Here is a 21153-nt window from a genome sequence, read left to right as displayed (position 1 = left end):
TTTACCAACACTGTATCAATCTCGTTTGGTGTCTCTGTGGAGTTAATATGGAGTCTTTATGGAGATTTAATCGCGAGAGTGACTTCAACGCCCTCTGGCTGATTACAAACATTTAGATAGCCAAAATGCAATTTGGCCACTTGCTCAACAAAATTCAGCCCAAGCCCTGTGCTTTTATTGCCATTGGCTCTTGGCAGTGAATAAAACCGCTCTGTTAAACGAGGTAATGCATACTCGGGTATTTGTTCGCCTTGGTTAAAAATCACAAAGCAGCAATGCTTGTCTCGCTGCTCAATGCGCACGCTGAGTTCACCGCCCTCGACAATAAAATCTAACGCATTATCAAACAGATTCAATAAGGCTTGGCGTAGTAAAAACTCATCGCCCACAAGGGCAACATTTTGACTGTCATCAAATTGATATTGCACTGATTTTTGTTCAAATTTGATGCTCAATATATCTGCAACATAATTGATTAAATCACGACTTTGAATATTACTGGTTTGCTCAAGCTCCGGTTGCTTTTCAAGCTTTGCCAACACCAATAATTTATCAATTAAAGATTGCATGCGCGCGGACTCGCGCTCAATGTTGCTCGCAAATCTTTGTCGCTTGTCCTCTTCAAGCGGCATTTGGAGTAATTCACTGGCTCCCTTAATCCCAGAGAGCGGGCTTTTGAGCTCGTGAGTCAATGTTTCAACATACGTGGCGACGTAATCTTTGCCATCTAACTGATTTCGCATGTCCGAGAGGGCATCACTGAGCTGGGCATATTCGTAAAATACTCTAAATGTCGGCTTGCTCGCCTTTTCGCCCTGTCCCATTTTATACGCGTAGACAGACAGTTTTTTCAGTGCTGAATTGATCCGCCAAGCCACTATAGCGCCAACCAGCAACACCATCACACTCATTATGCCCAACCAATTAAAAACCCGTTGTTTAGACAAGTCTATAAAAGGCTGAACAGAACGGTTCGCCTTAGCAACCGTCAGGCTGCCAATGGTTTTTCCCTGATGGATAACCGGGGCAGCCACATGCATCACCGTTGAAAGTGGGTCATTGGGGTCGGTGGCAGTTGAGCGCGCCCCGTATTCACCTCGCAAAGTCAGGTACACATCATTCCACCGAGAAAAGTCGCTACCAATATCTTGTTGCCATGAGTCCGCAACGACTATTCCATTACTGTCAGTAACATAAATACGATGGGTCATCGACTTTTTATCAACTCCCCAAATCGCCGCATCTACACTACGATTGCCAAACTGCTGGAGTAAATCGGCTATTTTACTGTTTTGCAGTGTGTCATTTGCCAAATCATCCGCAACCAATACCGCGAGCAAATTCGCCATATCTACCAAGGTTTCTTCTGTGGTCTGTCTAACTGTTGGCTTAATTTCTTTGATAAGTGTCGAGCTAACAAAGTAAGTCGTCATGATCACAATGACGAAATAAAGCACAAATAATCTGATCCCAAGTGGGATTTTAGGCCATCGCTGCATCATGACCCCGAGTATTCGAAGTAATACCCAAACCCACGTTTGGTTTTGAGATGTTCGCTCATATCAACTGTTTTAAGCTTATTGCGAATGGCTTTAATATGAGAATCTACATTACGCTCATAAGCCTCTTCTGCTGGCATCTGGGCAAAATCCATCAATTGTTGACGGCTCAATATACGCGGTGACGACTGCACCAATGCGTCCAACACCCTAAACTCCAGCGCAGTTAAACCAAGTCCAACACCATCTTTATAAAAGTCGAAGTTTTCAGATACTAAGCCGCTGGATAATGTCTTTGCCGCCGCAGGCAATGATGTTTGTCGAGGCTTGAGTCTGAGCTTTACTCGAGCGAGCATCTCTCTTGGACTAAATGGCTTAGTGACATAATCATCGGCCCCAATCTCTAACCCGACAACCCGATCAATTTCGTCAGCGCGAGCCGTTAAGAATATAATGGGCAGTGCCGAAAACTCACGGATCTGTTTACATAATTCAAAGCCATTACCATCTGGCAAGCCTACATCTAGAATTAATAGGTCAGATTGGTTAGTTTGTAGGTGAGCAAGGCCTGCCCCCGCAGTATTGAACCAGACGACATTAAAACCATCCATTTCAAGTACATGTGTTAATGTATCTGCAATAGCAGGCTCATCTTCTATGATGACAATATTCAAAAGGCCTCCGCTGTAACAGGCTATCAATATGCTTAGAGTTTAAAGCGCACAGTATAGGTGAGAGTAAAGCGATAAACTACAAAAAACATATTAAAAACTGGACGTTATGCCTGTGACCCAAATCAAGTTTCGGTAAATTTCACCAGCTTCACTGCAACGGAACTATCTAACTGCTCTAGTGTATTCATAATGCATTGATACGACCATCGTGTAGAGCGATTACCAGATCCGGCGCCAATCAAAGGCATCGCAATGTGCTTGTAACCTTGTTGCTCTGCAAGCGCGATTGCATTTTTCACAGACTGTGTCACTGAGTACTGCGTCGCAAACCAACATAAATTAATGCCTGCAACGTGAATAATGCCTTTATAATCCAAGCAACCCGCAGAGGTCAGCCTCGCTTCACCAAGGGGGATAGCGCCAAATTTTGCAACCTCTTTGAAAGGCACAGTCCCCGCTTTTCGCTTAATCGCCCCAGATACGCCTTGCGGAATCAATAACCACCAAGGAATGATATTGCGATTCCAGCTATTTACTATGGCATCCACTTTTTTCTCCAACAAATCGCCATGTACCACGATGACATCAATACTCATAATAGCTGCTGCTCCAATTGCGTAACTACTTCAACAATCACAGGCACCACCGATAATACTAGCAACCCTGCCATGGCATAATTAAACGTTTGCCTTGCTTTACCTTGGGTGAACACGCGCTTTAGCGCTGTGCCACATAATAGCCAACTGCCAACACAGGGAAATGCAGCCACCAAAAAAACCAATGCTATGGTGATATTTTGCAATAAATACCCTTCTCCCACCGTTGTAAAAGCGGCAATGGCACCTGTTGCAACGACCCACGCCTTAGCGTTGATCCATTGAAATAAAGCGCCATTGATAAATGTCATGGGTCTTTGCGCTTTGTGTTCCATTTCACCCGCCGCGGTGCGGGCAATTAGCCATGCCAAATACAACAAATAAAGCACACCAACGCACTTGATGATAAAGTGCAGACTCGGGAAGAGCGTAAAGATCTGACCGAATCCAAGCCCTACCACCATCAGCATGACGCTAAATCCCACACAAATACCGGCTAGCAGAGGCAAGGTCCTTTTAACACCAAAATTTACCCCACTGGTCATCACCATAATATTATTTGGTCCTGGTGTGATTGAGGTAGAAATCGCAAATAATGCCACTGCGATGATGTATTCCATCTTCTTTAATTCCCTTGGTTAATGCCAACTTTGCCTATTTACCTAATATTCATACACATTAGTTCAAGGTTTGTATATAAAAAAAACAACCTTTCGCGAATAGTGTCCCCAAAAACCATTTTTAAGGAATTTTTTATTCCAAACATTTTACACAGCCCTACTATTCTTCAGGCCTTAGACTAGAGTTAAGAGTGAGTATAGTAATTAATACTGATTTGTATTTGGTTAAGGACTGAACAGGGAAAAGATATTTATGACTTATACTAAGCTACTTGTCGTCGATGATGACGCCATTGATAGAAAAACCGTCATTAAGACGCTCTCTGGCGAGCAACAGCATTACGATATCGTAGAGGCAACTAGCCTAGTAGAAGCCTATCAATTAATCCAAGACATGCAGTTTGATGTCATTTTGCTCGATTTTAATATGCCTTTGGTCAATGGTGTTGAAGCCATCATTGAACTGCGCGGTGACAACCACCTCAAGCATACCGCCATTGTGATGATCAGTAACCTTTATGATCAACAGCTTGTACTGGATTGTATCAATGCCGGTGCGCAAGACTTTTTACTCAAACATGAGATCACCAGCTCACAACTTGCACGTTCTATCTTGCAAGCAAGAAAACGACATGAGCTTGAGCAGCAACTCCATGATAGCTATCAACATATTAAAGATTTAGCCGAAAAAGATACCCTCACAGGGCTGCACAACCGCTTTCACTTTGAAGAGGTGCTCAATCGCCTGCTAGTGTCCCGTACAAGAAGAAATGAAGAAATCGTCGCGGTGATGATGCTGGACTTAGATAAATTCAAACACATTAATGACCATTTTGGCCATGATGCTGGCGACCGACTGCTGATAGCCGTTGCGGGCAGAATTAAAGAGATTCTGCGAGAGAACGAATTATTGGCACGCTTAGGTGGTGACGAATTTGCTTTTGCCTGTGGTGAGCTCACCAGTATTTCACAAGCCAAAGTCATTGCTAAGCGAATTTTAAGTACGTTTGAAATCCCTTTCGAATTAGATGGACATGCCATTCACTGTACCGCAAGCATTGGCATTGCTTTAGCTCCCATTAACGCAGAACATGCACTGGATTTAATCAAACTTGCTGATATCGCCATGTATCGCGCCAAACGTCAAAATAGCGAGCATATTGAGATTTTTCAAGATAATGTACAAGAGACGTTTTTACTCAAATACAAGGTAGAATCTGAGCTCAGGCAAGCTGCATTTAATCAAGACTTTCAACTCAACTACCAACCCATCATCAACAGTAAAACAGAAAAAATTGAGATCATAGAAGCTTTGATCCGCTGGCCTTTTGCACATACGACGCAACTGCCTAATGAGTTCATTCCTATCGCTGAAGAAACCGATCTGATCCAATCAATCGGTAAATGGGTACTGGAATCAGCCCTTGGACAATTTGCCGATATGCTAAAAGCAGGCCGCTACGACTTTAAACTGGCGATAAATGTCTCTGCAAATCAACTGGCTACCGGAGGCTTTTCGTATATGGTGATTGACGCGCTCAGCCAGTTGAATATTCCAGCAAATAAATTGGTCCTAGAGCTGACAGAGTCAGCCTTATTACAAGATTGCTCCATCATCAATGAAACTTTAACCACACTGTCGGAGCATGGGGTGAATCTAGCACTAGACGATTTTGGCACAGGCTTTTCATCACTTCCCCATTTACTGAAATCACCCATCAAAATGGTGAAAATTGACCGCTCAATCATTCAAAGTATCTCACATCCGGACTCAACCAATCATGATATGCTCAAAGGGTTGGCTTACATGCTCTCCAAACTTAATTTTAAAATGGTTGCCGAAGGCGTAGAGACAGCACCACAAACCTCAGCCTGTAATGAGCTGAATATCCATTATTTACAAGGGTATTTATTTTATCAGCCCATGACGGAGCAAAAAGTAAAGCAGTTACTTGAAGATGAGCAAAGCAGCTCAGGGCATTTATCTGTGGTAAACAGTGAATTACCACTTAAGCAGCCAAGTGATAAGAATAACAACTTATAAACTGTGTAAAGAGCGCGAAACTGCGCTCTTTAATAATGTATTTAGGCTTTTTTCACAAACTTTGCGGTAACCATCATTTCGCCGACACCATCTACTTTGCAATCAAGCTCGTGGTCTTTTTTATCTAGAACACGTCTTACCAAAGCCTTGGTACCAATCTTAATCACTTGTGAGCTACCTTTAATTTTCAGGTCTTTTACTACAGTGACTTTATCACCATCCACAAGCAAGGTACCGTTGGCATCTTTAACTTGCGGTGTATCATCTTCTTCTACCTCAGACGGGTCCCACTCATATGCACATTCAGGACAGATCAATTGACTTTGATCTTGATATACATACTCAGAATTACACTTTGGACATGGAGGGCACGACATATTTTACTGCCTATATAACTTTCTTTGTGGGCATGATAATCCCTAGACGCCGACATCGCGAGGAAAAATCCCCGCAATATGCAATTTTTTAGGCTAAAACACGCATTTTAATGATATTGGTCAAACTAAAAGGCGAGCTGAATTGCTGCACATATTCATTAATACCCGACCAGCTCACCATACCCTGCACCACTATAACCACCTGAGCTCGTTACGCGACCTTCCCAATAAGGTATGCTGAGTTTATTTCTCGAATCTGCATTTACTGCTTTTATTTCAATAGGTTCAAAACCATCTACGGAGAGTTGCCAAGCAATTGGGTAAGTCACGCCTTCCAACTCTATGCGCTTGGTTGCAACAAGCTCAACTTGCTCGTTGCCAAATGCACGCGTCTTGCCATCGGGGTCAATAGAGGTTGCACTACAGTATTCATACCCTTTACCAGCAGCATGAATACAAAATGCCATCAAGCCGCCATCTTCAGGATCCTCGCCCTGCAAACTAAACCAATCCCACCCAGTTTGATTCGGGTTAATAAAGGCAGCCGACCACTCCCTATCTAACCAAGCTCGACCCGACACAGTATGCACTTTTTGGTCAAACACGAGCTCGCCACTGACCTCTAAAAATGGATAGCTGTAATACATGGACGCATGGCCATCTTGCGTTTTTTGGCTAAAACCTTGCTCGCCATGCAGTACTCTGGGGCTATTGTCCATTTTAAGCGCAATACGATAACCATCTTGACTGGCATGTAAACTCAACGGCAAAAAGGCGTCCTCAGTACTTTGCATCGACCAATTTTTTAGCCTTGCCTCAAAAGGCGATGCTTGAATAACCACATCTGATGCACGACCTGATTTTTCAAAAGCGACATGCTGTGTATCGGTTTGCACTGCAAAATGCGCAAAATAAAATTGCCCATCCCACCAAGGGCCTGTCGGATCGGCAGACAGTTCTGGTCGGGTTACGCGAAATAAGGTCCATTGCACCCCAAAACTCTGTCCGTTGTCACTTTTAAGGTTTGCAGTGACGTACCACCACTCGATCCCCTGAGCAGGATGTGCACCATGATCTTCTGGGAAAGTTAATACAGTGCCTGCACTCACCGGGTCGCCACTTTGCATTGAAAATGGATGTGTTGATGCTGGCTTTTGGGCAGGTTCGCTACATCCTTGCAGTAAGCTGGTGATACAAAGCCACACGCATAATTGAACTATCGTTTGTATTTTCATTCGCCTCTCTACAACTGAGCCACACTGTCTGCAATATTTCGCTTTAATAGCCGTAACATTGGCAATGTTCCTACTATCATGGCAAGTACCAGCACTACTAAGCTAAAAGCCAATATCCCCCACCAATCAAGTACCATTGCCATACTCCAACCAAATGCCAGTGGCATCACGTATGTCAACAACACCCCCCCTAGAAGAATACCCAATGGGATCGCCAAGGCGAAGGTGACAAGCAATATAATTAAGGTTTGGCCTAGTTTGGCTGCCAATAACTGCGCTCGCGTTACACCTAAAGTCTGTAATGTCGCCATTTGCTGAAGCTGCTGCCTACCCAGTGTTAAAAAGCTCACCCATACGCCAAATAATGCAATTAACATGATGAACAGGTTTAAGGCGTGAGTCACACTAAAAGTATTCTCAAACAGCTGTTTTGCGTACTGTTTAAATACTTTATTTATGCTTATTTGGGTGCTATCTATGGACAGCTTTTCTACCAAGTACTTGGTCATATCGTTGATATCTACATCAGGCGCTAAGGTCAAAGAAAAACCAAACGCTTGATAATTAAAACCACTACTTTCAATCACACCTGTTGTGGTAAGTAGTGTTGCCTCTTGCTCTCCGTAATCGTAAAAAATTCCCGTAATTTGACAACTAAACTGCTTATTGCCCTGCTGCACTTGCACAACCTGAGCGACATCTAAACCATATATTCGCCACCCCGGTTCATTCACCAAGCACTGGTCGATAGCGCCAGTTTTACTGGACAAGTGATCACTTGTGACTGCTTTCCCGCCCAGTAATTTCACCTGCTGGTGCAAGTGTGCATCGCGTCCAAAACTAAGCAGTTTTATGGGTACTGCATCTTGTTCACGAATAACCTCACTACGGGCTTGCCAATAAACCCCGACGCGTTCAATTTCTGTCATTTGCTCAAGAGTATAATGCATGCTGCTCGACACGACTGCAGGGCGCACATAAAGGTCGGCACTGAGACGATTTTCTAAATGGCCATCCAATGTCTGGCTAAAGCTTTTCACCATCACCAACATACCGATGGCTGCGCCCATGGCCATTAATGTGGCAAGCACGGCGCTCAACAGCGATTTAATCTGACCCTGACTATCTGCTTTGAGCCATAAAACCAGTGCAGAGTTCGTTGGCCACTGACAAGAAAATACCTTAGAGATAATGCCTGGTGTGATACAAAAGAAAATCAGCAAAATAACCGCACAAAGTAGTAAGGCCACCAGCTTACTTTGCGCCAGCAAGGCAAGTAATACTGCGCCAATGCAAAGCGCAGCTAAGCACAACCAAACAACCAACTTATGCTTTATCACCTCAGATAAACGATTCGATAAGAAAAAGATCGACAAAACAACCGTATTAAGCGCAAATCCTAATGCCACCATGGTCCAGTCTAGCTCAACAGTCAAACTTCTATCCAATTGATAGAAACTGCGCAGAACTTGAGTCACATCAACCACGAGAATATTGGCAAGCGTCACGCCAAGCAGTGCACCAAAATAGGCACATAACAACCCTAAAGTGCCAAGTTCGATGAACATGCTTTGCTTTAACCTAATTGGCTGGCAACCTAATAAATATAACTGTTTGAGTTGGGCGGCCCGAGAGGCAAAGGCTAATTTAATGGCATTAAAGCTTAAAAATGCCCCGACTATATAACCGAGTAGCGCCAAGGCCTGTAAGTTAAAGAAAAACGGCCCTGAGAGTGTATCGAATGCTTGAGCATCCGCCCGCTCAACTCGGGCTTGCCCTGTTAATAATTCAGTCAAAACAAGCTCAGCAGCATCATCTAAATCAAATACTTCTAGATAGCTCACTTCACCTTGTGCATTGAGTAATTTATCTGCCAAACTGATGTCCATCAACGCTTGAAAGCCCAGACCTTCAATAGGTGAAACAGCATAACTGACGTGATTTAATTTGAGTGTGTTGCTATCCAGCCGTGCAATTAACTTTGGGTCCAAATAAATCGTGTCGAATAGTGGGCTTGCTTGGCTTCCTACCTCATTATAATTAGCCTCTTTTTTGCCCGCCCCTGATTGCGAAATCCAGTGTAATAAATTCACCCCTTTAATATTGAGCCATTTGCTATTCTCAAGCTGTACTCTGCCTTCAAGCACCACTTCAAATTGCGTCTCGGTTTGCCGCGATAGCTGCCGCCTAACAGTAACTGGTAAGCGCTCGGTGCCAAGGTTCGGTTTGATAAAGTGGGTAACTGGCACTGCCAATAATGCACTGCTATTAGAATAACGTTTTGAGGCCTCTAAGTTCAGGCCAAAAATAGCACTGATCAAAGCGGTTCCTAGACTAAAGCCGAGCACAAATAATATCAGCAGGCCTTTATGCCTCAAATAAAACTGGCCAAAAGCAAAAAAGATTAACTTAAATTCAGTCATATAACTGTCCGCTTTTCAGCCTTATTTGTCTCTCAAATTGCACAGCCAATCTTTCGCTATGTGTGACCATAATTAAGTTAATTTCGTGCTCTTTACATAAGGCTTGCAGCAGTTCGAGTACCTCCTGACTTCGTTCACTATCAAGATTACCAGTTGGTTCATCAGCTAAAATAACCTTTGGCTGATTGATTATGGCTCTGGCGATACCTACCCGCTGCTGCTCCCCGCCACTGAGTTCACTGGGAAAAGCAGACAACTTATGTGCAATGCCTAGCCGAGTTGCAAGTGCCGTTAGTACAGGTTTTGCCACTTGAATACCATTGAGACGCGCTTGAAAAGTGATGTTATCAGCGATATTAAGTGCTTCTAATAATTGATAATGCTGGAATATGACACCTATTTGGCGTCGATAGCGCGCCAATTGGTTTTCATCAAATTCGGATATGACGGTGCCATTGACATTAATTTCACCACTGTCTGGTACCAATAGTCCTGCGAGTAAATTTAGTAACGTGGTTTTACCTGAACCACTGTCCCCCACTAATGCGACCTGTTGTGCATCGTGGATAGTCACAGACACGTTATCAATAATGCGCCTTTGAGCCTCACCATCGGCTCTGGAAAATACGACATCTTTTAATTGGATCATATCAGCCTCTAGATAATAACGTACTCATTATGCTTCCAAAGGCATGCTTGATCTAGTCAGACTCACTGCTTAATTTGTAACATGATATAGATAACTTTTTGAAAAATTTCACGATTACGATTGCTAATCATATCCATCGATAGAGGGCAATAATGCAACTTTAAACCAATAGTCTTTGAGGACTTTAAACGCGTTTGCTAAATCATCAAATTCAACGGGTTTTTGAATATAAGACGCCGCGCCCAAGGCATAACAAGATTCAATATCCTGAGGATCACTCGACGTTGTTAATACCACAATTGGGATTGAGCACATTTGGGGGTCTGCTTTGAGATCTCTTAAAAGTTGCCTACCATCCAAGCCCGGCATATTTAAATCAACCAATGCCAATACCGGTCGTTTTAAATGCTCATGCGTGCTGTACTTACCACTTTTATATAAATAATCTTTTGCATCTTGGCCTGATTGACACCATTGAATTGGATTCATAAAGTGGCTTTTTCGCAAACTTCTCAGTATCGCCTCAAAATCATCAGGGTTATCATCAACCAGTAAAATCAGGCCTAAATCTTTATCCATCATTCAGTCTCCTAGCTTTAAGGTAAAGTTAAAACAACTGCCTTGGCCAAGTTCCGATTCGACCCAAATATGTCCACTGTGCCTTTCAATAATCTTTTTAACAAACGTCAGGCCTACGCCTGTACCACGTACGGCATCATCTTCTTCGTTAAGCCGTTTAAAAATTCTAAAAATATCTTCAAAAAAACAGGTGTCTATCCCAATACCATTGTCTTTGACATAAAAAACTTGCGGCTCTAGCACCTGAGTATGCGGATTCATACTCGCTTTAACACCGATTTCTATTTTTTTACGTGCAGACTGGTTATATTTAACCGCGTTAGAAATGAGATTACGAAATAACTCAGATACGCGTGGCTTGTCGCAGGTAATATTTGGCAGTGGTGCGGGGATCACTAAGTCAACGCTTTGTGTTGTTTCCTCAGGTAAAGTCAATTCAGCAACATTGTCTATCAATGCATTTAAATCCACTTCTTCAACCGCTAAATCTTGGCGCCCCAGTCGAGAGTAATACAGCAAACTGTCCACCAACTTTTCCATTCGCGTACACAAAAAGCGAATTCTTGAAATTCTCCTCAACCCTTCACTCTCTAACGTATCCGCATGATCTTCTTCTAAAAAAAGCGCATTGTTTGCAAGCCCTCTTAGGGGCTCTTTTAAATCGTGAGAAGCAATATAAGCAAATTGATCAAGCTCTGAGTTACTGATCTGGAGTTTTCTAATGTAAGAATCGATGGCTGATTCTGCTGCTTTTCGCTCAGATATGTCTCGCACTGTCCCCACAAACATGGTTTTACCTTGCACAGTCATCTCATTGACACCAAGCTCTAATGGAAATAAATGACCACTTTTACGCCGCCCGGTTATTTCTCGCCCAATACCAATAATTTTTTTATCTCCAGTGGCATGATAATTATCTAAATAGGAGTCATGTTCAGATTTATAAGGCTCAGGCATGAGCATTTTAACGTTTCGCCCAATCACATCTCTGGCACTGTAACCAAAAATATTTTCAGCCGCGCTATTAAAACCATGGATCACGCCTTTCATATCTATGGTGATGAGGCCATCTAAAACCGTATCCATAATGGTTTCTATGTGTTCTACATAGGACTTTATCGACATGTCTGCCTGCTTGCGCTCTGAAACATCTCGCACAGTGCAAAGCACAATATCATCGCAAGGTAATACACTCAGAGATAGCTCCAAGGGAAACTCAGTGGCGTCTTTTTTGAGGGCAATCAGCTCTATGCCAGTACGACATGGCTTTCTGTATAAAACCGCAATTTTTTCGTCCGTGATATTATGTAAATATTTAAAATACTTTTCCTGCTCAGATTGAAGAATAAGAAAAGTGATGCCCTTTCCTAGTACTTCTTCTTTACTGTAGCCAAATATTTGTGTCGCAGCGGCATTAAAGCTTAGAATTTCTCCCTGCCTGTTGGTCATAAAAATTCCATCTATGACCCCATCCATTACAGTGTCTAACTGTAACTCACCTAATTTTGTCACGCTTTAAACGTTTCCTGACGTTGAGCCTGTCAATAAAGTGTAGTCAACTAAGTGCTCACGCGCTGATTATTCTTTAATTATCAGTCCCTAGGATGAGACTAGTCTAGCAACCGCCATTTACGAACAATCTCATCATAACGACCCGACGCTTTAATCGCATTCAGAGACGCTTGTAACTTTTTAGCCTGTGATTTAGAAAACTGTAAATTGGCTGCAAGGTGCAGCTCTGAGGGGAAATCATCTAATCTCAGTTTGCTCTCTAACAATGTAGGGTCGAGCCCGAGCTCGTCTAACTCTCGTTGCAAAGTTCTGGTGTTTGTTAATATAAAGTCCGTGCGACCCTTATACAGCATGTGCCACATACTTTTATAGTGCGAGGCCAAGACAAGATCATGCTCTTCAGAAAAGCCCGCTTTTTTGAGATATTGCTCACTGTAGTAACCCCGGATGGTGCTCACTCGATACCGCTTTGCTTGCTCAAGTGAAGACAAAGGTATTTGGTTGCTAGTTAGACCCATTAATGACGCAGAAGTCTGACACATAACCCCTAAAAATTGGTAGTTTTTGGCCCTGCTTGGTGTTTTCAACCAAGCTAGCATCACTACGTCTGGTTTAGTTTGCAATTCATGATATGCCCTTGCCATTGGCAATATATCAATCTTCGCTTCTAACCCACTATGTGCCTGAAGCTCTTTTGCGATTTCAACCAAAACACCATCAGCTTGTCCTTGTGCATTTAAGTAGTGATACGGAGGTAAGTCTTCTGCTACAAACCTAATGGAATTAGCATATGCATATGAGCAGGCCAAACTAAAGATCAAAATATTTAAATAGATAAAAAAGCGAAATAACATTTTTTTTATTCTTGCCATAGACGTGCCGAGTGTGACGGTTTTTGCATAAAAGATCAACACACATATGACTACATTATTACTGCAAATTCACACGTATTATCAAAGGCAATCTATATGATTTATATTACAAAAATAAAATAAAACGCTAAACTAAACTATCTGCTTTTTTCTTGCTGGTCTTATGAGTAACACGTTAACACCCACAACGCTTTTAGATATTGAAGTCAACAATCAAAAGGGGCAAGTCATCGAAAACGAGACTCTGCGTTGGTTTAGCATTGATGGCATTATGCAATCTGCAATGTCTCTATCAGAGCCAAACAGTCTAGTGTTTCCCCATATGTTATTTATGGCCATTCCAGCCTATGAACTCTCAGAGACCAACCGGATACTCGAACTCGGACTGGGTGGTGGTGGGTTGCTGCGCTTTCTCAATGACAAATTCCCTAAAGCACATATAGAAACGGTAGAAAAAAGCCAGCAAATAATAGACCTATATAAGCAGTTTTTTAACCCTGATTATAATGACAACCCGATACACTGCACAGATGCTTATGAGTTTGTTAAACAACAAGATCTCACGCCTTTTGACTTAATACAGGTTGATTTATTCGATTCAACAACGCTACTACCATTTATTTTCGAACCCGATTTTTACCAAAACCTAAAGCGCCTACTTACCAACCAAGGGTGGCTAGCACTTAACACGGTACTCACCGAGCGCGCACAGATAAGTAAGCTGGCAGATGTATTAACCGAGACTTTTCCTGAAACAACCATTTATGGCTTTAAGGCTGCACAATTTGCCAATATTGTTTGGGTCATAGGCGGGACAAACCAAATTCTTAATCCAATTTGGCAGCAGCAAGCATTTTTTACCACCAGTAAAATCGATGGACTAAAATACTTGCTTGATGACTAACTAGCACAGCCTAATTACAACTGGTGTGCCTGCTTGTCTATCACTGCAATTTTATAAGCGGCTTTAAGCATCACGCCAATTGCGACTATGTTCAATACAATGCTGAACCATGCTTCAAACATGAGTAACTCCACCTGAAAGTTACGCATATAACTTGCTAGCTGGTCAACAATCTCAATCGAAATACCAATCACAATGAGCATAAACCCGTAATACTCAGAGGTTTCATTCAATAGTTTATGCTGCTCCAAACTTGGATCTTGCTTACTGTCCCAAGCTCGTTTTGAAAGGATTTTACGGCCATCCATCACTGCGCCAAAACCAATCAGTAAAATCGTGATCGTCGCTTCGTTATCAATGATATTTTGATAGCCATGTTCATCCATATGGCCAAATAAAAAGCGTAAATCTTCTACGGTAATATTGGTCACTAGCAAACAAATCAAAACTAATGGGAATAATAAAAAAGCTCTATTTAATGCGACAGAGTAGATAAACTGACTGGTTCTCGATTTTGGCATCTTGTGCTCAGCGGTTAGGTTTAAAGGCAATTCAAACGCAGGATCTTAGCCATTTATAAAAGATTGACAAGCCTAACAGAGAAAATTATACATTTGTTTTACCCCAGAGCTGTAACAGCAGCTAAGGCGTTAAAATCGACAGAGCTTCAGGTTCTTCTTTTCCTAGCATTTTTCGGATCTCATGAAGCTTATCAGCATTTTCATTCTCTTTATGATAAGCGACAAACAATGCTTCCAAAACACAGTCAAAAGCTGAGGCTTAAGTTGGTAAACATCCATTGATGTGAGAGTGGTAAAAGCGCAGAGGCTAAGTATGTCTTTGCGCTTTTGGTTTTGCTAAATTAATTACCATAGTAATAATCACGATATCTAATCTCGCAGCTGCGAAGGGAGCTATTTTAAATTAAATATAATGTTGTTTAAATTTGTTATGTACTCTCACTAGGTAGGTGCCAACAACTTTGTTTGCAATAATATGCGGAAACATTGCAACTGCTCCAGTGTTATCCATGGTAAACAAATCCACTATTTTTGCCGCAATTTGCGAAACAGATATTGCAGCAGCGAGTTCAGGTATGTCATCAGCAAAATTTGCAGCATCAAGGTCATCAACAAAATAGGAAGCATTAACCCCTTTTAATTGATCAACGTCATCCCCTTTACCGCTTGAGACAAATATCCCTCGTATCCTACCTGTCCTACTGTCAAAATCCATTTTTACAGATGCATGAACATCTCTTCCAGTCACAACGACATCGACTTTGGAAATTAAAGAATATATGTAACATGGTCCAGACAAATCAACTGTTGTAGGTTCCCAAACTCGATATTCTGCACCCGCGTAGGTGACTTTACTCGCTTTTCCATCCTTCTCTGTAAATCTGAGAAGCTCATCATCACCTTGAACTGCTAGTCTGAACTGTTCAAATGTTAAGCTCATTTTTATATCTCCAACTTTGCATATTTATTCCATCATTACCAATGCCGTATAATTTGTTGTGTAAACTGCAAACACACACTCACCGTGCTTACCTAGTTCTCGTGTAAACTGAGAGTGCTTCAAGGACTAAAGTCGCCTATATAAATTAACTCAAAACGCCAATCTAAAACGGATAACTGCACAGCTAAATTACACCAGTAACTTTTACCCGAACTTACATAGGCTTATTCTCATTGGGTGGAAATTACTTGGTATAGCAATAAAAGACATGAATTCATCCTTTTTTGCTTAAGAATGTTCAGTATAGGAGAGCTTCTCTTTGTAACTATTACAAGACATTACATGTCTAAAATAAATGGCCAATACGCGAGTTCAGTCACCGAGAAAATGAAGTGTAATGCCTTGCTCTTAATTACCTTTTTTCCCTAGCATCAACTTCACAAACGCACTAAACGGCAAAATTTGCATCAAAATTGCAATTAATCGCCAGCGTTTTGTAATGTAAACCACCCGCTTTTTTTGCTCAATCGCTGCTAAGATTTGCACAGCGGCTTTGTCCGCTGGCGCGAGCCAAAAAATACCATCACCTTTAGCCATCTGCGTATCAACAAAGCCTGGGCGAATATCTGTGACACTGATATCCAACCCCGCCTTATGAGCACGGCAATATAAGCCTTCTAAGTAATTCGATATATATGCTTTGGATGCATTGTATGATGGGCAAGGTCCGCCGCGAAGCGCCATTATCGAAGAGGTTGCAACGATATGTCCGTGGCCTTGTTTTAGAAAATAGTGATAGGCTGCATTTGCTATCGCGGTAAACCCTGATACATTCACCGCTATCGTATTTAGCTCACCTTCCAGAGGGAAATCGGGTTCACAGCTCCCAGTTCCTGCATTAATAAGTACAAAATCAACTCCCTGCATGTTTTTTATCAGTTGCTCGAACTTTTCAACTGCATTATGTGGTGTAGAAATATCCATCACACATGTATATGTCTTACTCCCTATGGATTGCTGTAACGAAGCCAACAGCGCTTCCCGTCGACCAGTAAGCCCTAATATATAACCTTGTTGTGCCATGTTAAACGCCAATGCTTTACCAATCCCTGATGTCGCACCGATAATAATTGCTTTTTTCACCACGTTAGTTTCTCTTTTTTGTTATTTTGGTGAGCTTTGAGCAATTCCTTTAGCAAAGAACAAAGTCATTTTTATAAAAAAATACTAAGCGCCATCAATGCTTTGTGTAGGCATGTACTCAAAACATGTCCTTATTCTCAAACATATTGACATAACAATCATAAATAAAGAAGAAAAAGGCGATAACATGGTAATCAAAAGAGTTAAAGTCAGAGGTAAAAGCACAAGTATTTACCTGTGCTTTTTAATAATGTTCAGTTTAGTTTACTCTAATAGTTACGGTCGCGGGTGCACTGGTAATATCATATAAGTTATTACCTTTAATTCGATATTTAAACGAATCTTGGCCGACAAAACCAGCCTTGGGTGTATACGTAATAGTGTGATCATCATTAACCGTTACACGACCATTTTCAGCCCAAGCATAGACCTCGACACCAAAATAGTATGGCACGTTTGCATCATTGTCTTTCACATTGATTGTGATAGCCTGATCGGCTGAGGTCTGTGCGCTATCATCGCTCGGATAGTAGTCATAATCAATATTGAATGCTTCATCTAGACTGACGCGGATCACACCCCATTCAGATGTTTCGCCTGCGGGGTTAATAACGCGAAACGGGATAGTTTCTATCTTGTTTGTACCGTCTGTAACCGCCGCATAATATAAGAGCTTGCCTTTAAACTCTATCCAACGTCTATCTATAATATTATATGCAACCGCTTGACCATAAGCGGTACGTACTTGATCGTAAAAACCAATCTGACTGTATGACTTATCAGCATTCAATTGGATTCTAAGCTCGTTATTTGAATAGTTTGGATCAGTAACATTACCACTGCCAAATATATTGAACTCTTCTTGTATTTGCAGGCCAGAATTGAACTCATAGGTTGTTTTATTCAGTACTGGCGCAGCTTGTACAAAATGAGATAGCAGGCCTGTGCTCAGCGCAATAGCCAATGCCTTATGCGTTGTTTTACCCATTTAAAAATTTCCTTTTATTTATCTATCATTGTTATCTACACAATATTCATATTAAAAAGTATCAAAAACACCCTCACAATGAATAAATTCATATGAAAATATATTATTACACACGGAAAATCTATACTTAAACACTCCATATTGCTTATCAAGAAAGACCAGTCACATCAGAAACCGGGTTGTTATTATAAATTTGATAAAGCCACTTTAAAGACGATGAAAAACAGTTTAATTTAAGGTGATATATTATTTGCAATGATAAACAAACAAGTACACATAAAGAATAGTAAGTAAGTAAAATAAACAACCTTGATAAGTTGAAAATCCGACATGCGCAGGCAATAATCAGTCAGCTATGTGCTTTCAAAAGGAATGAATATGCCTCATATAAAAACAAGAATCGCCTACAAGTTAAAGTCACAAAGCACATCCATGTCTCATCAAACAACGTAGGGTTCAAATATGCTGCAAAATACACATAGCCTTGTTATCTATGCTCTCATTATGTTTATAGCTGGTCTTGGGATCCCTATCATGGCGGCCTTAAATAGCGGCTTAGGTAGTAAGTTACAAAATACAGCGCTTGCAGCGGCGATTCTATTATTTGTTGGGCTGTGCATAGCCCTTATCTATTTATTTGCAAGCAGCGGTGTTCCAAAAACATTGTTTGTACCAGACACTCCTTGGTATTTTTACTTTGGAGGATGCTTTGTGATGTTTTATATTTTAACCATAACTTGGGTTGCTCCAAAATTTGGCATTGCCAATGCCATAACTTTTGTATTGCTTGGCCAATTAGTTGCAATGGCGGTCATTGACCATTTTGGCTTTTTTGGCTTTTTTGGCGTGAAGCAGTTTGACTTAGATTTAAAAAGGATTACTGGATTAGTTTTAATGATTACTGGCGTTCTTCTCATACTGAGCAAACCACAACATAGTTAATTATGTTGCAAATCGCCCACTAAATAGCCTGCCTAATCATTTTATTGAGCACGTATAACAGGAGTATAATGTGCAGACGAGAACACTGATCACACTTGCTGGATGGCCATTAATCATTGCCAGACTTGGCAATGAAACTGGTATGATGATTTGGTCAACGTTGGTTGAATGCATGCAAAGTGACACCCAAGTGACCCTATTTGAACACAGCTTTACCAAAGCAGAATTTTGCTTTGAAAGCCACCAATTTGCCAGTAATGAAGATGCTGCACAATATATAAATCAGCGTTTATGTAAAGAGTTAAGTAAACGGTTAGATTCTTCTTTAGTGCGCTGCTCAGATATTCAAGTAAGTGCACAGATTGTATCGCCCCAAACCTCTCACAATCAATCCGTGCGCTCAGATGCCAGTGCTGCGCTCTTGGAAGTTGAACCTGATTTTAAAACTCAACTTAATGACATATTAGTCAACAAACAACTAGAGCCATACTGGCAAAGCATTCAACACGTTCAGTCAAGTGGCGTGTTTGGTTATGAAGCACTGATCCGAGGCCCTAAAAACTCTCAGTTACACAGTCCTGACCAGCTTTTCGCTGCAGCACTAGCAAGTGGCAAGCAAAATGAGCTTGAGATACAGGCATTACTCACCCACTTCGTAACACATGAAAAAATTTGCAGACTTCAACAACCCTGTATGCTAACAGTCAACATTGCACCTAAAATGCTCTTTAGTAACCAGGTTAATTACGTACTTTTAAATCACCCTTATCCAGAGTTCATTTGCTTAGAGTTAACAGAACATGTTCCAGTTGAAGATTGGGCACCCTTAAAAACAAAAATGGGCACTTTACGTCAACTTGGCTATCAAATTTGGCTGGATGACGTCGGTTGTGGTTTTTTTGAACTAAAGACCATTAAAATTGCACAGCCTGACGTTGCAAAGCTCTGTATTACAATTATCAATCAACTACCTGAAAACCAGCAAATTATTAGTGAATTAAAACAAGTGATCCAGGCTGTGCATCAATATGGTGGTAAAATTCTTGCTGAAGGGGTGGAGAATAAGGCCCAACTCGCAGCAGCCAAGGGGATTGGTATCGACTTGGCACAAGGCTATTTATTCGATAAGCCAAGTGCAGTGAAAATACCTGAGTAATTAGCTTACGACACCAACCGTCAAAAAATGTAATAATAAATATCAGTAAAAACCCTCAAATTTCTTATACGGTATTCAGCATGAATAAATATATGCTGTTATAAACTAATTATGAACATTACAAAAATAAAAACAGGCTTACACAGTGTTTTATAGAATCATATTTTTTATTTTATCTTTTATCTCACCCATATTATACGCATCAGAAATAGCCACCATTATTGAAAAAAATCAAGAAAGCACTTGGCGTGTTACTTATAAAATAAACAAGCCAATTAAAAAACTGGTGTTTAAAAGAACCCCAGATAACTCCAGAGTAAAAAGGTGGAAACCAGATAACCCACACTATGTAATAAACTTTGATAAACACAACTCACAAGAAAGCATAACCAGAAAAGATGGCCGCCCATTCACTGAGGTCAAAATAAAACTCACCCCAACCTATACGCCATTACCAAAGGAATATGCCCCATTCTCACCATTTTCAGATGGTGGTATGTTGCTTCATTCAGGGCGCTTTTTTGCTTGCGCATCAACTTGTGCCGACAATACCAACGCATGGCCAATCGCGATAAAAGCGCCTTTCAATCATATTATTGTTGATGGCAAAGTGTATAAAAACAACGTGCAGTGGATAGGCAAAGACAGTGGTCAAAAGGTCTATGTTGGTCATGAAGCCCCCATTGAAGATGCGCACTTTGTCAGTTTAATTGATGGCCGCTTACCTCCAACCTTAAAGAAGCACATTGAAAAAGATTTACCTAAATTGATGGACTTCTTTGCTGATAAAATGGGCACATTAGATTATCGACCTGCTTTATTCGCTTCATTTAGTGAAACCAATGACGGTCGATATGGTCATCAAGGTGGCACCTTATCTGATCAAATTTTCCTGCATTGGTATGGAGAAAAAGCCATCGAAAAAGTGAATAGTGAGTCTATTTTTTGGTTTTTTTCCCATGAAGTAGCACATCTTTATCAAAAGCAGGGATCTGACATTGAAAACCCATCAGAAGCATGGCTACATGAAGGCGCTGCTGAATTTTTAGCGGGGGTCGCGTCTGCAAACGTGGCAAACAATACCAGCTTGTTATCTGAAAAAATAGTGACTGCACAGCGTCATTGTCTTGAAGGGTTAAAACAAGAGCCCAGCTACATCCGCGCTGTAAAATCTAACTCGCGATTGCATTATAATTGCGGACTTGTGCTTATAAACGAAATCAATCACGCCCTTGTAAAAGAAAACAAGCAACTCGATATATTCGATACATGGCAGAGTTTTAATCAACAAATAGAATCAGGTAAACCCGCGTCTGTGGCAACGTTTTTAAATGGCATACAACCACACTTATCGAGCGAGCTGGTAAATTCAATGACTCAGTTATCTCAAAGCACAGAGTTTGACGCTTATGCATTTTTTCAAACACTCAATGTGGCAAGCAAAGATAAAACGCTTTAGTTTCTAAAACTTATTTGTAG

20 protein-coding genes are annotated in these 21153 nt (G+C 41.2%); 5 read left to right on the top strand and 15 right to left on the bottom strand.

Annotated features, from left to right (window positions below):
* Positions 1-56: 56 nt before the first annotated feature.
* From creC to L1077_RS09950, 4 genes are all read right to left on the bottom strand, one after another.
* A complete protein-coding gene (gene creC / locus L1077_RS09965; RefSeq protein ID WP_237136703.1) occupies positions 57-1502 on the bottom strand; it encodes a two-component system sensor histidine kinase CreC in 1446 nt (481 codons plus the stop codon).
* Positions 1499-2173, bottom strand: coding sequence for a response regulator (locus L1077_RS09960; RefSeq protein WP_237136702.1), 675 nt, complete (start codon positions 2171-2173; stop codon positions 1499-1501). Before L1077_RS09960 ends, creC begins: the two co-directional genes overlap by 4 nt.
* A 122-nt stretch (positions 2174-2295) precedes the next feature.
* The gene (locus L1077_RS09955; protein ID WP_237136701.1) at positions 2296-2769 is read right to left on the bottom strand and encodes a macro domain-containing protein; all 474 of its coding nucleotides are present in this window, start codon (positions 2767-2769) and stop codon (positions 2296-2298) included.
* Positions 2766-3389 carry a LysE family translocator gene (locus tag L1077_RS09950; protein ID WP_237136700.1) on the bottom strand — a complete coding sequence of 208 codons (624 nt, stop codon included), beginning with the start codon at positions 3387-3389 and terminating at the stop codon, positions 2766-2768. The genes L1077_RS09955 and L1077_RS09950 overlap by 4 nt, the downstream gene beginning before the upstream one ends.
* Before the next feature lie 253 nt (positions 3390-3642).
* On the opposite strand from L1077_RS09950, the gene L1077_RS09945 reads away from it, so the two are divergent.
* Entirely contained in the window at positions 3643-5433 is a 1791-nt protein-coding gene (locus L1077_RS09945; protein WP_237136699.1) for a two-component system response regulator, read from the top strand.
* A gap of 41 nt (positions 5434-5474) precedes the next feature.
* On the opposite strand, the gene L1077_RS09940 is transcribed toward L1077_RS09945, so the two are convergent.
* The 7 genes from L1077_RS09940 to L1077_RS09910 all read right to left on the bottom strand — a co-directional run bounded on the left by L1077_RS09940 (position 5475) and on the right by L1077_RS09910 (position 13080).
* Entirely contained in the window at positions 5475-5810 is a 336-nt protein-coding gene (locus L1077_RS09940) for a zinc ribbon domain-containing protein YjdM (protein ID WP_046357933.1), read from the bottom strand.
* A 158-nt stretch (positions 5811-5968) separates the two neighbouring features.
* Positions 5969-7045: a lipocalin-like domain-containing protein gene (locus L1077_RS09935; protein ID WP_237136698.1), complete on the bottom strand. Its 1077-nt coding sequence runs from the start codon at positions 7043-7045 to the stop codon at positions 5969-5971.
* 8 nt (positions 7046-7053) lie between these two features.
* Positions 7054-9468 (bottom strand): ABC transporter permease, encoded by a 2415-nt coding sequence (locus L1077_RS09930; protein WP_237136697.1) that lies wholly within the window; start codon positions 9466-9468, stop codon positions 7054-7056.
* Positions 9461-10117, bottom strand: a complete 657-nt coding sequence (locus L1077_RS09925; protein ID WP_237136696.1) for an ABC transporter ATP-binding protein — start codon at positions 10115-10117, stop codon at positions 9461-9463. Before L1077_RS09925 ends, L1077_RS09930 begins: the two co-directional genes overlap by 8 nt.
* Positions 10118-10240: 123 nt before the next feature.
* A complete protein-coding gene (locus L1077_RS09920) occupies positions 10241-10699 on the bottom strand; it encodes a response regulator (RefSeq protein WP_237136695.1) in 459 nt (152 codons plus the stop codon).
* On the bottom strand, positions 10700-12208 hold the full coding sequence (locus L1077_RS27575; protein WP_237136694.1) for a PAS domain-containing sensor histidine kinase: 1509 nt from the start codon (positions 12206-12208) through the stop codon (positions 10700-10702).
* A gap of 98 nt (positions 12209-12306) precedes the next feature.
* Entirely contained in the window at positions 12307-13080 is a 774-nt protein-coding gene (locus tag L1077_RS09910) for a substrate-binding periplasmic protein (protein WP_237136693.1), read from the bottom strand.
* 163 nt (positions 13081-13243) lie between these two features.
* Between L1077_RS09910 and L1077_RS09905 the strand changes: the two genes are divergently transcribed.
* Positions 13244-13984 carry a spermidine synthase gene (locus L1077_RS09905; protein WP_237136692.1) on the top strand — a complete coding sequence of 247 codons (741 nt, stop codon included), beginning with the start codon at positions 13244-13246 and terminating at the stop codon, positions 13982-13984.
* A 14-nt stretch (positions 13985-13998) separates the two neighbouring features.
* Here L1077_RS09905 and L1077_RS09900 read toward each other — a convergent pair whose 3' ends face one another.
* The 4 genes from L1077_RS09900 to L1077_RS09885 all read right to left on the bottom strand — a co-directional run bounded on the left by L1077_RS09900 (position 13999) and on the right by L1077_RS09885 (position 17576).
* Positions 13999-14505, bottom strand: a complete 507-nt coding sequence (locus tag L1077_RS09900) for a hypothetical protein (RefSeq protein WP_063363246.1) — start codon at positions 14503-14505, stop codon at positions 13999-14001.
* Between the two features lie 403 nt (positions 14506-14908).
* Positions 14909-15445 (bottom strand): hypothetical protein, encoded by a 537-nt coding sequence (locus L1077_RS09895; RefSeq protein WP_237136691.1) that lies wholly within the window; start codon positions 15443-15445, stop codon positions 14909-14911.
* Between the two features lie 408 nt (positions 15446-15853).
* Entirely contained in the window at positions 15854-16588 is a 735-nt protein-coding gene (locus L1077_RS09890) for an SDR family NAD(P)-dependent oxidoreductase (protein ID WP_237136690.1), read from the bottom strand.
* Positions 16589-16847: 259 nt separating this feature from the next.
* Positions 16848-17576 (bottom strand): Ig-like domain-containing protein, encoded by a 729-nt coding sequence (locus tag L1077_RS09885; protein WP_237136689.1) that lies wholly within the window; start codon positions 17574-17576, stop codon positions 16848-16850.
* A 462-nt stretch (positions 17577-18038) separates the two neighbouring features.
* Here L1077_RS09885 and L1077_RS09880 point away from each other — a divergent pair, with 462 nt between their 5' ends.
* The 3 genes from L1077_RS09880 (at position 18039) to L1077_RS09870 (ending at position 21133) form a co-directional block, all read left to right on the top strand.
* Positions 18039-18518 carry a DMT family transporter gene (locus L1077_RS09880; protein ID WP_237136688.1) on the top strand — a complete coding sequence of 160 codons (480 nt, stop codon included), beginning with the start codon at positions 18039-18041 and terminating at the stop codon, positions 18516-18518.
* A 70-nt stretch (positions 18519-18588) separates the two neighbouring features.
* Positions 18589-19674, top strand: a complete 1086-nt coding sequence (locus L1077_RS09875) for an EAL domain-containing protein (RefSeq protein ID WP_237136687.1) — start codon at positions 18589-18591, stop codon at positions 19672-19674.
* Positions 19675-19819: 145 nt separating this feature from the next.
* Positions 19820-21133, top strand: coding sequence for a hypothetical protein (locus L1077_RS09870; RefSeq protein ID WP_237136686.1), 1314 nt, complete (start codon positions 19820-19822; stop codon positions 21131-21133).
* Positions 21134-21153 lie beyond the last annotated feature (20 nt).

This window comes from Pseudoalteromonas luteoviolacea (assembly GCF_021654285.1).
Classification (GTDB): domain Bacteria; phylum Pseudomonadota; class Gammaproteobacteria; order Enterobacterales; family Alteromonadaceae; genus Pseudoalteromonas; species Pseudoalteromonas luteoviolacea_J.
This window is presented reverse-complemented; position numbering and strand designations above follow the sequence as displayed.

Coding starts and splice junctions, on each gene's coding strand:
- L1077_RS09950 (WP_237136700.1), bottom strand. CDS start 3,389: ATGGAATACATCATCGCAGTGGCATTATTTGCGATTTCTACCTCAATC.
- L1077_RS09910 (WP_237136693.1), bottom strand. CDS start 13,080: ATGGCAAGAATAAAAAAAATGTTATTTCGCTTTTTTATCTATTTAAAT.
- L1077_RS09880 (WP_237136688.1), top strand. CDS start 18,039: ATGCTGCAAAATACACATAGCCTTGTTATCTATGCTCTCATTATGTTT.
- L1077_RS09935 (WP_237136698.1), bottom strand. CDS start 7,045: ATGAAAATACAAACGATAGTTCAATTATGCGTGTGGCTTTGTATCACC.
- L1077_RS09920 (WP_237136695.1), bottom strand. CDS start 10,699: ATGATGGATAAAGATTTAGGCCTGATTTTACTGGTTGATGATAACCCT.
- L1077_RS09930 (WP_237136697.1), bottom strand. CDS start 9,468: ATGACTGAATTTAAGTTAATCTTTTTTGCTTTTGGCCAGTTTTATTTG.
- L1077_RS09940 (WP_046357933.1), bottom strand. CDS start 5,810: ATGTCGTGCCCTCCATGTCCAAAGTGTAATTCTGAGTATGTATATCAA.
- L1077_RS09895 (WP_237136691.1), bottom strand. CDS start 15,445: ATGAGCTTAACATTTGAACAGTTCAGACTAGCAGTTCAAGGTGATGAT.
- L1077_RS09885 (WP_237136689.1), bottom strand. CDS start 17,576: ATGGGTAAAACAACGCATAAGGCATTGGCTATTGCGCTGAGCACAGGC.
- L1077_RS09925 (WP_237136696.1), bottom strand. CDS start 10,117: ATGATCCAATTAAAAGATGTCGTATTTTCCAGAGCCGATGGTGAGGCT.
- L1077_RS09955 (WP_237136701.1), bottom strand. CDS start 2,769: ATGAGTATTGATGTCATCGTGGTACATGGCGATTTGTTGGAGAAAAAA.
- L1077_RS09900 (WP_063363246.1), bottom strand. CDS start 14,505: ATGCCAAAATCGAGAACCAGTCAGTTTATCTACTCTGTCGCATTAAAT.
- L1077_RS09905 (WP_237136692.1), top strand. CDS start 13,244: ATGAGTAACACGTTAACACCCACAACGCTTTTAGATATTGAAGTCAAC.
- L1077_RS09945 (WP_237136699.1), top strand. CDS start 3,643: ATGACTTATACTAAGCTACTTGTCGTCGATGATGACGCCATTGATAGA.
- creC (WP_237136703.1), bottom strand. CDS start 1,502: ATGATGCAGCGATGGCCTAAAATCCCACTTGGGATCAGATTATTTGTG.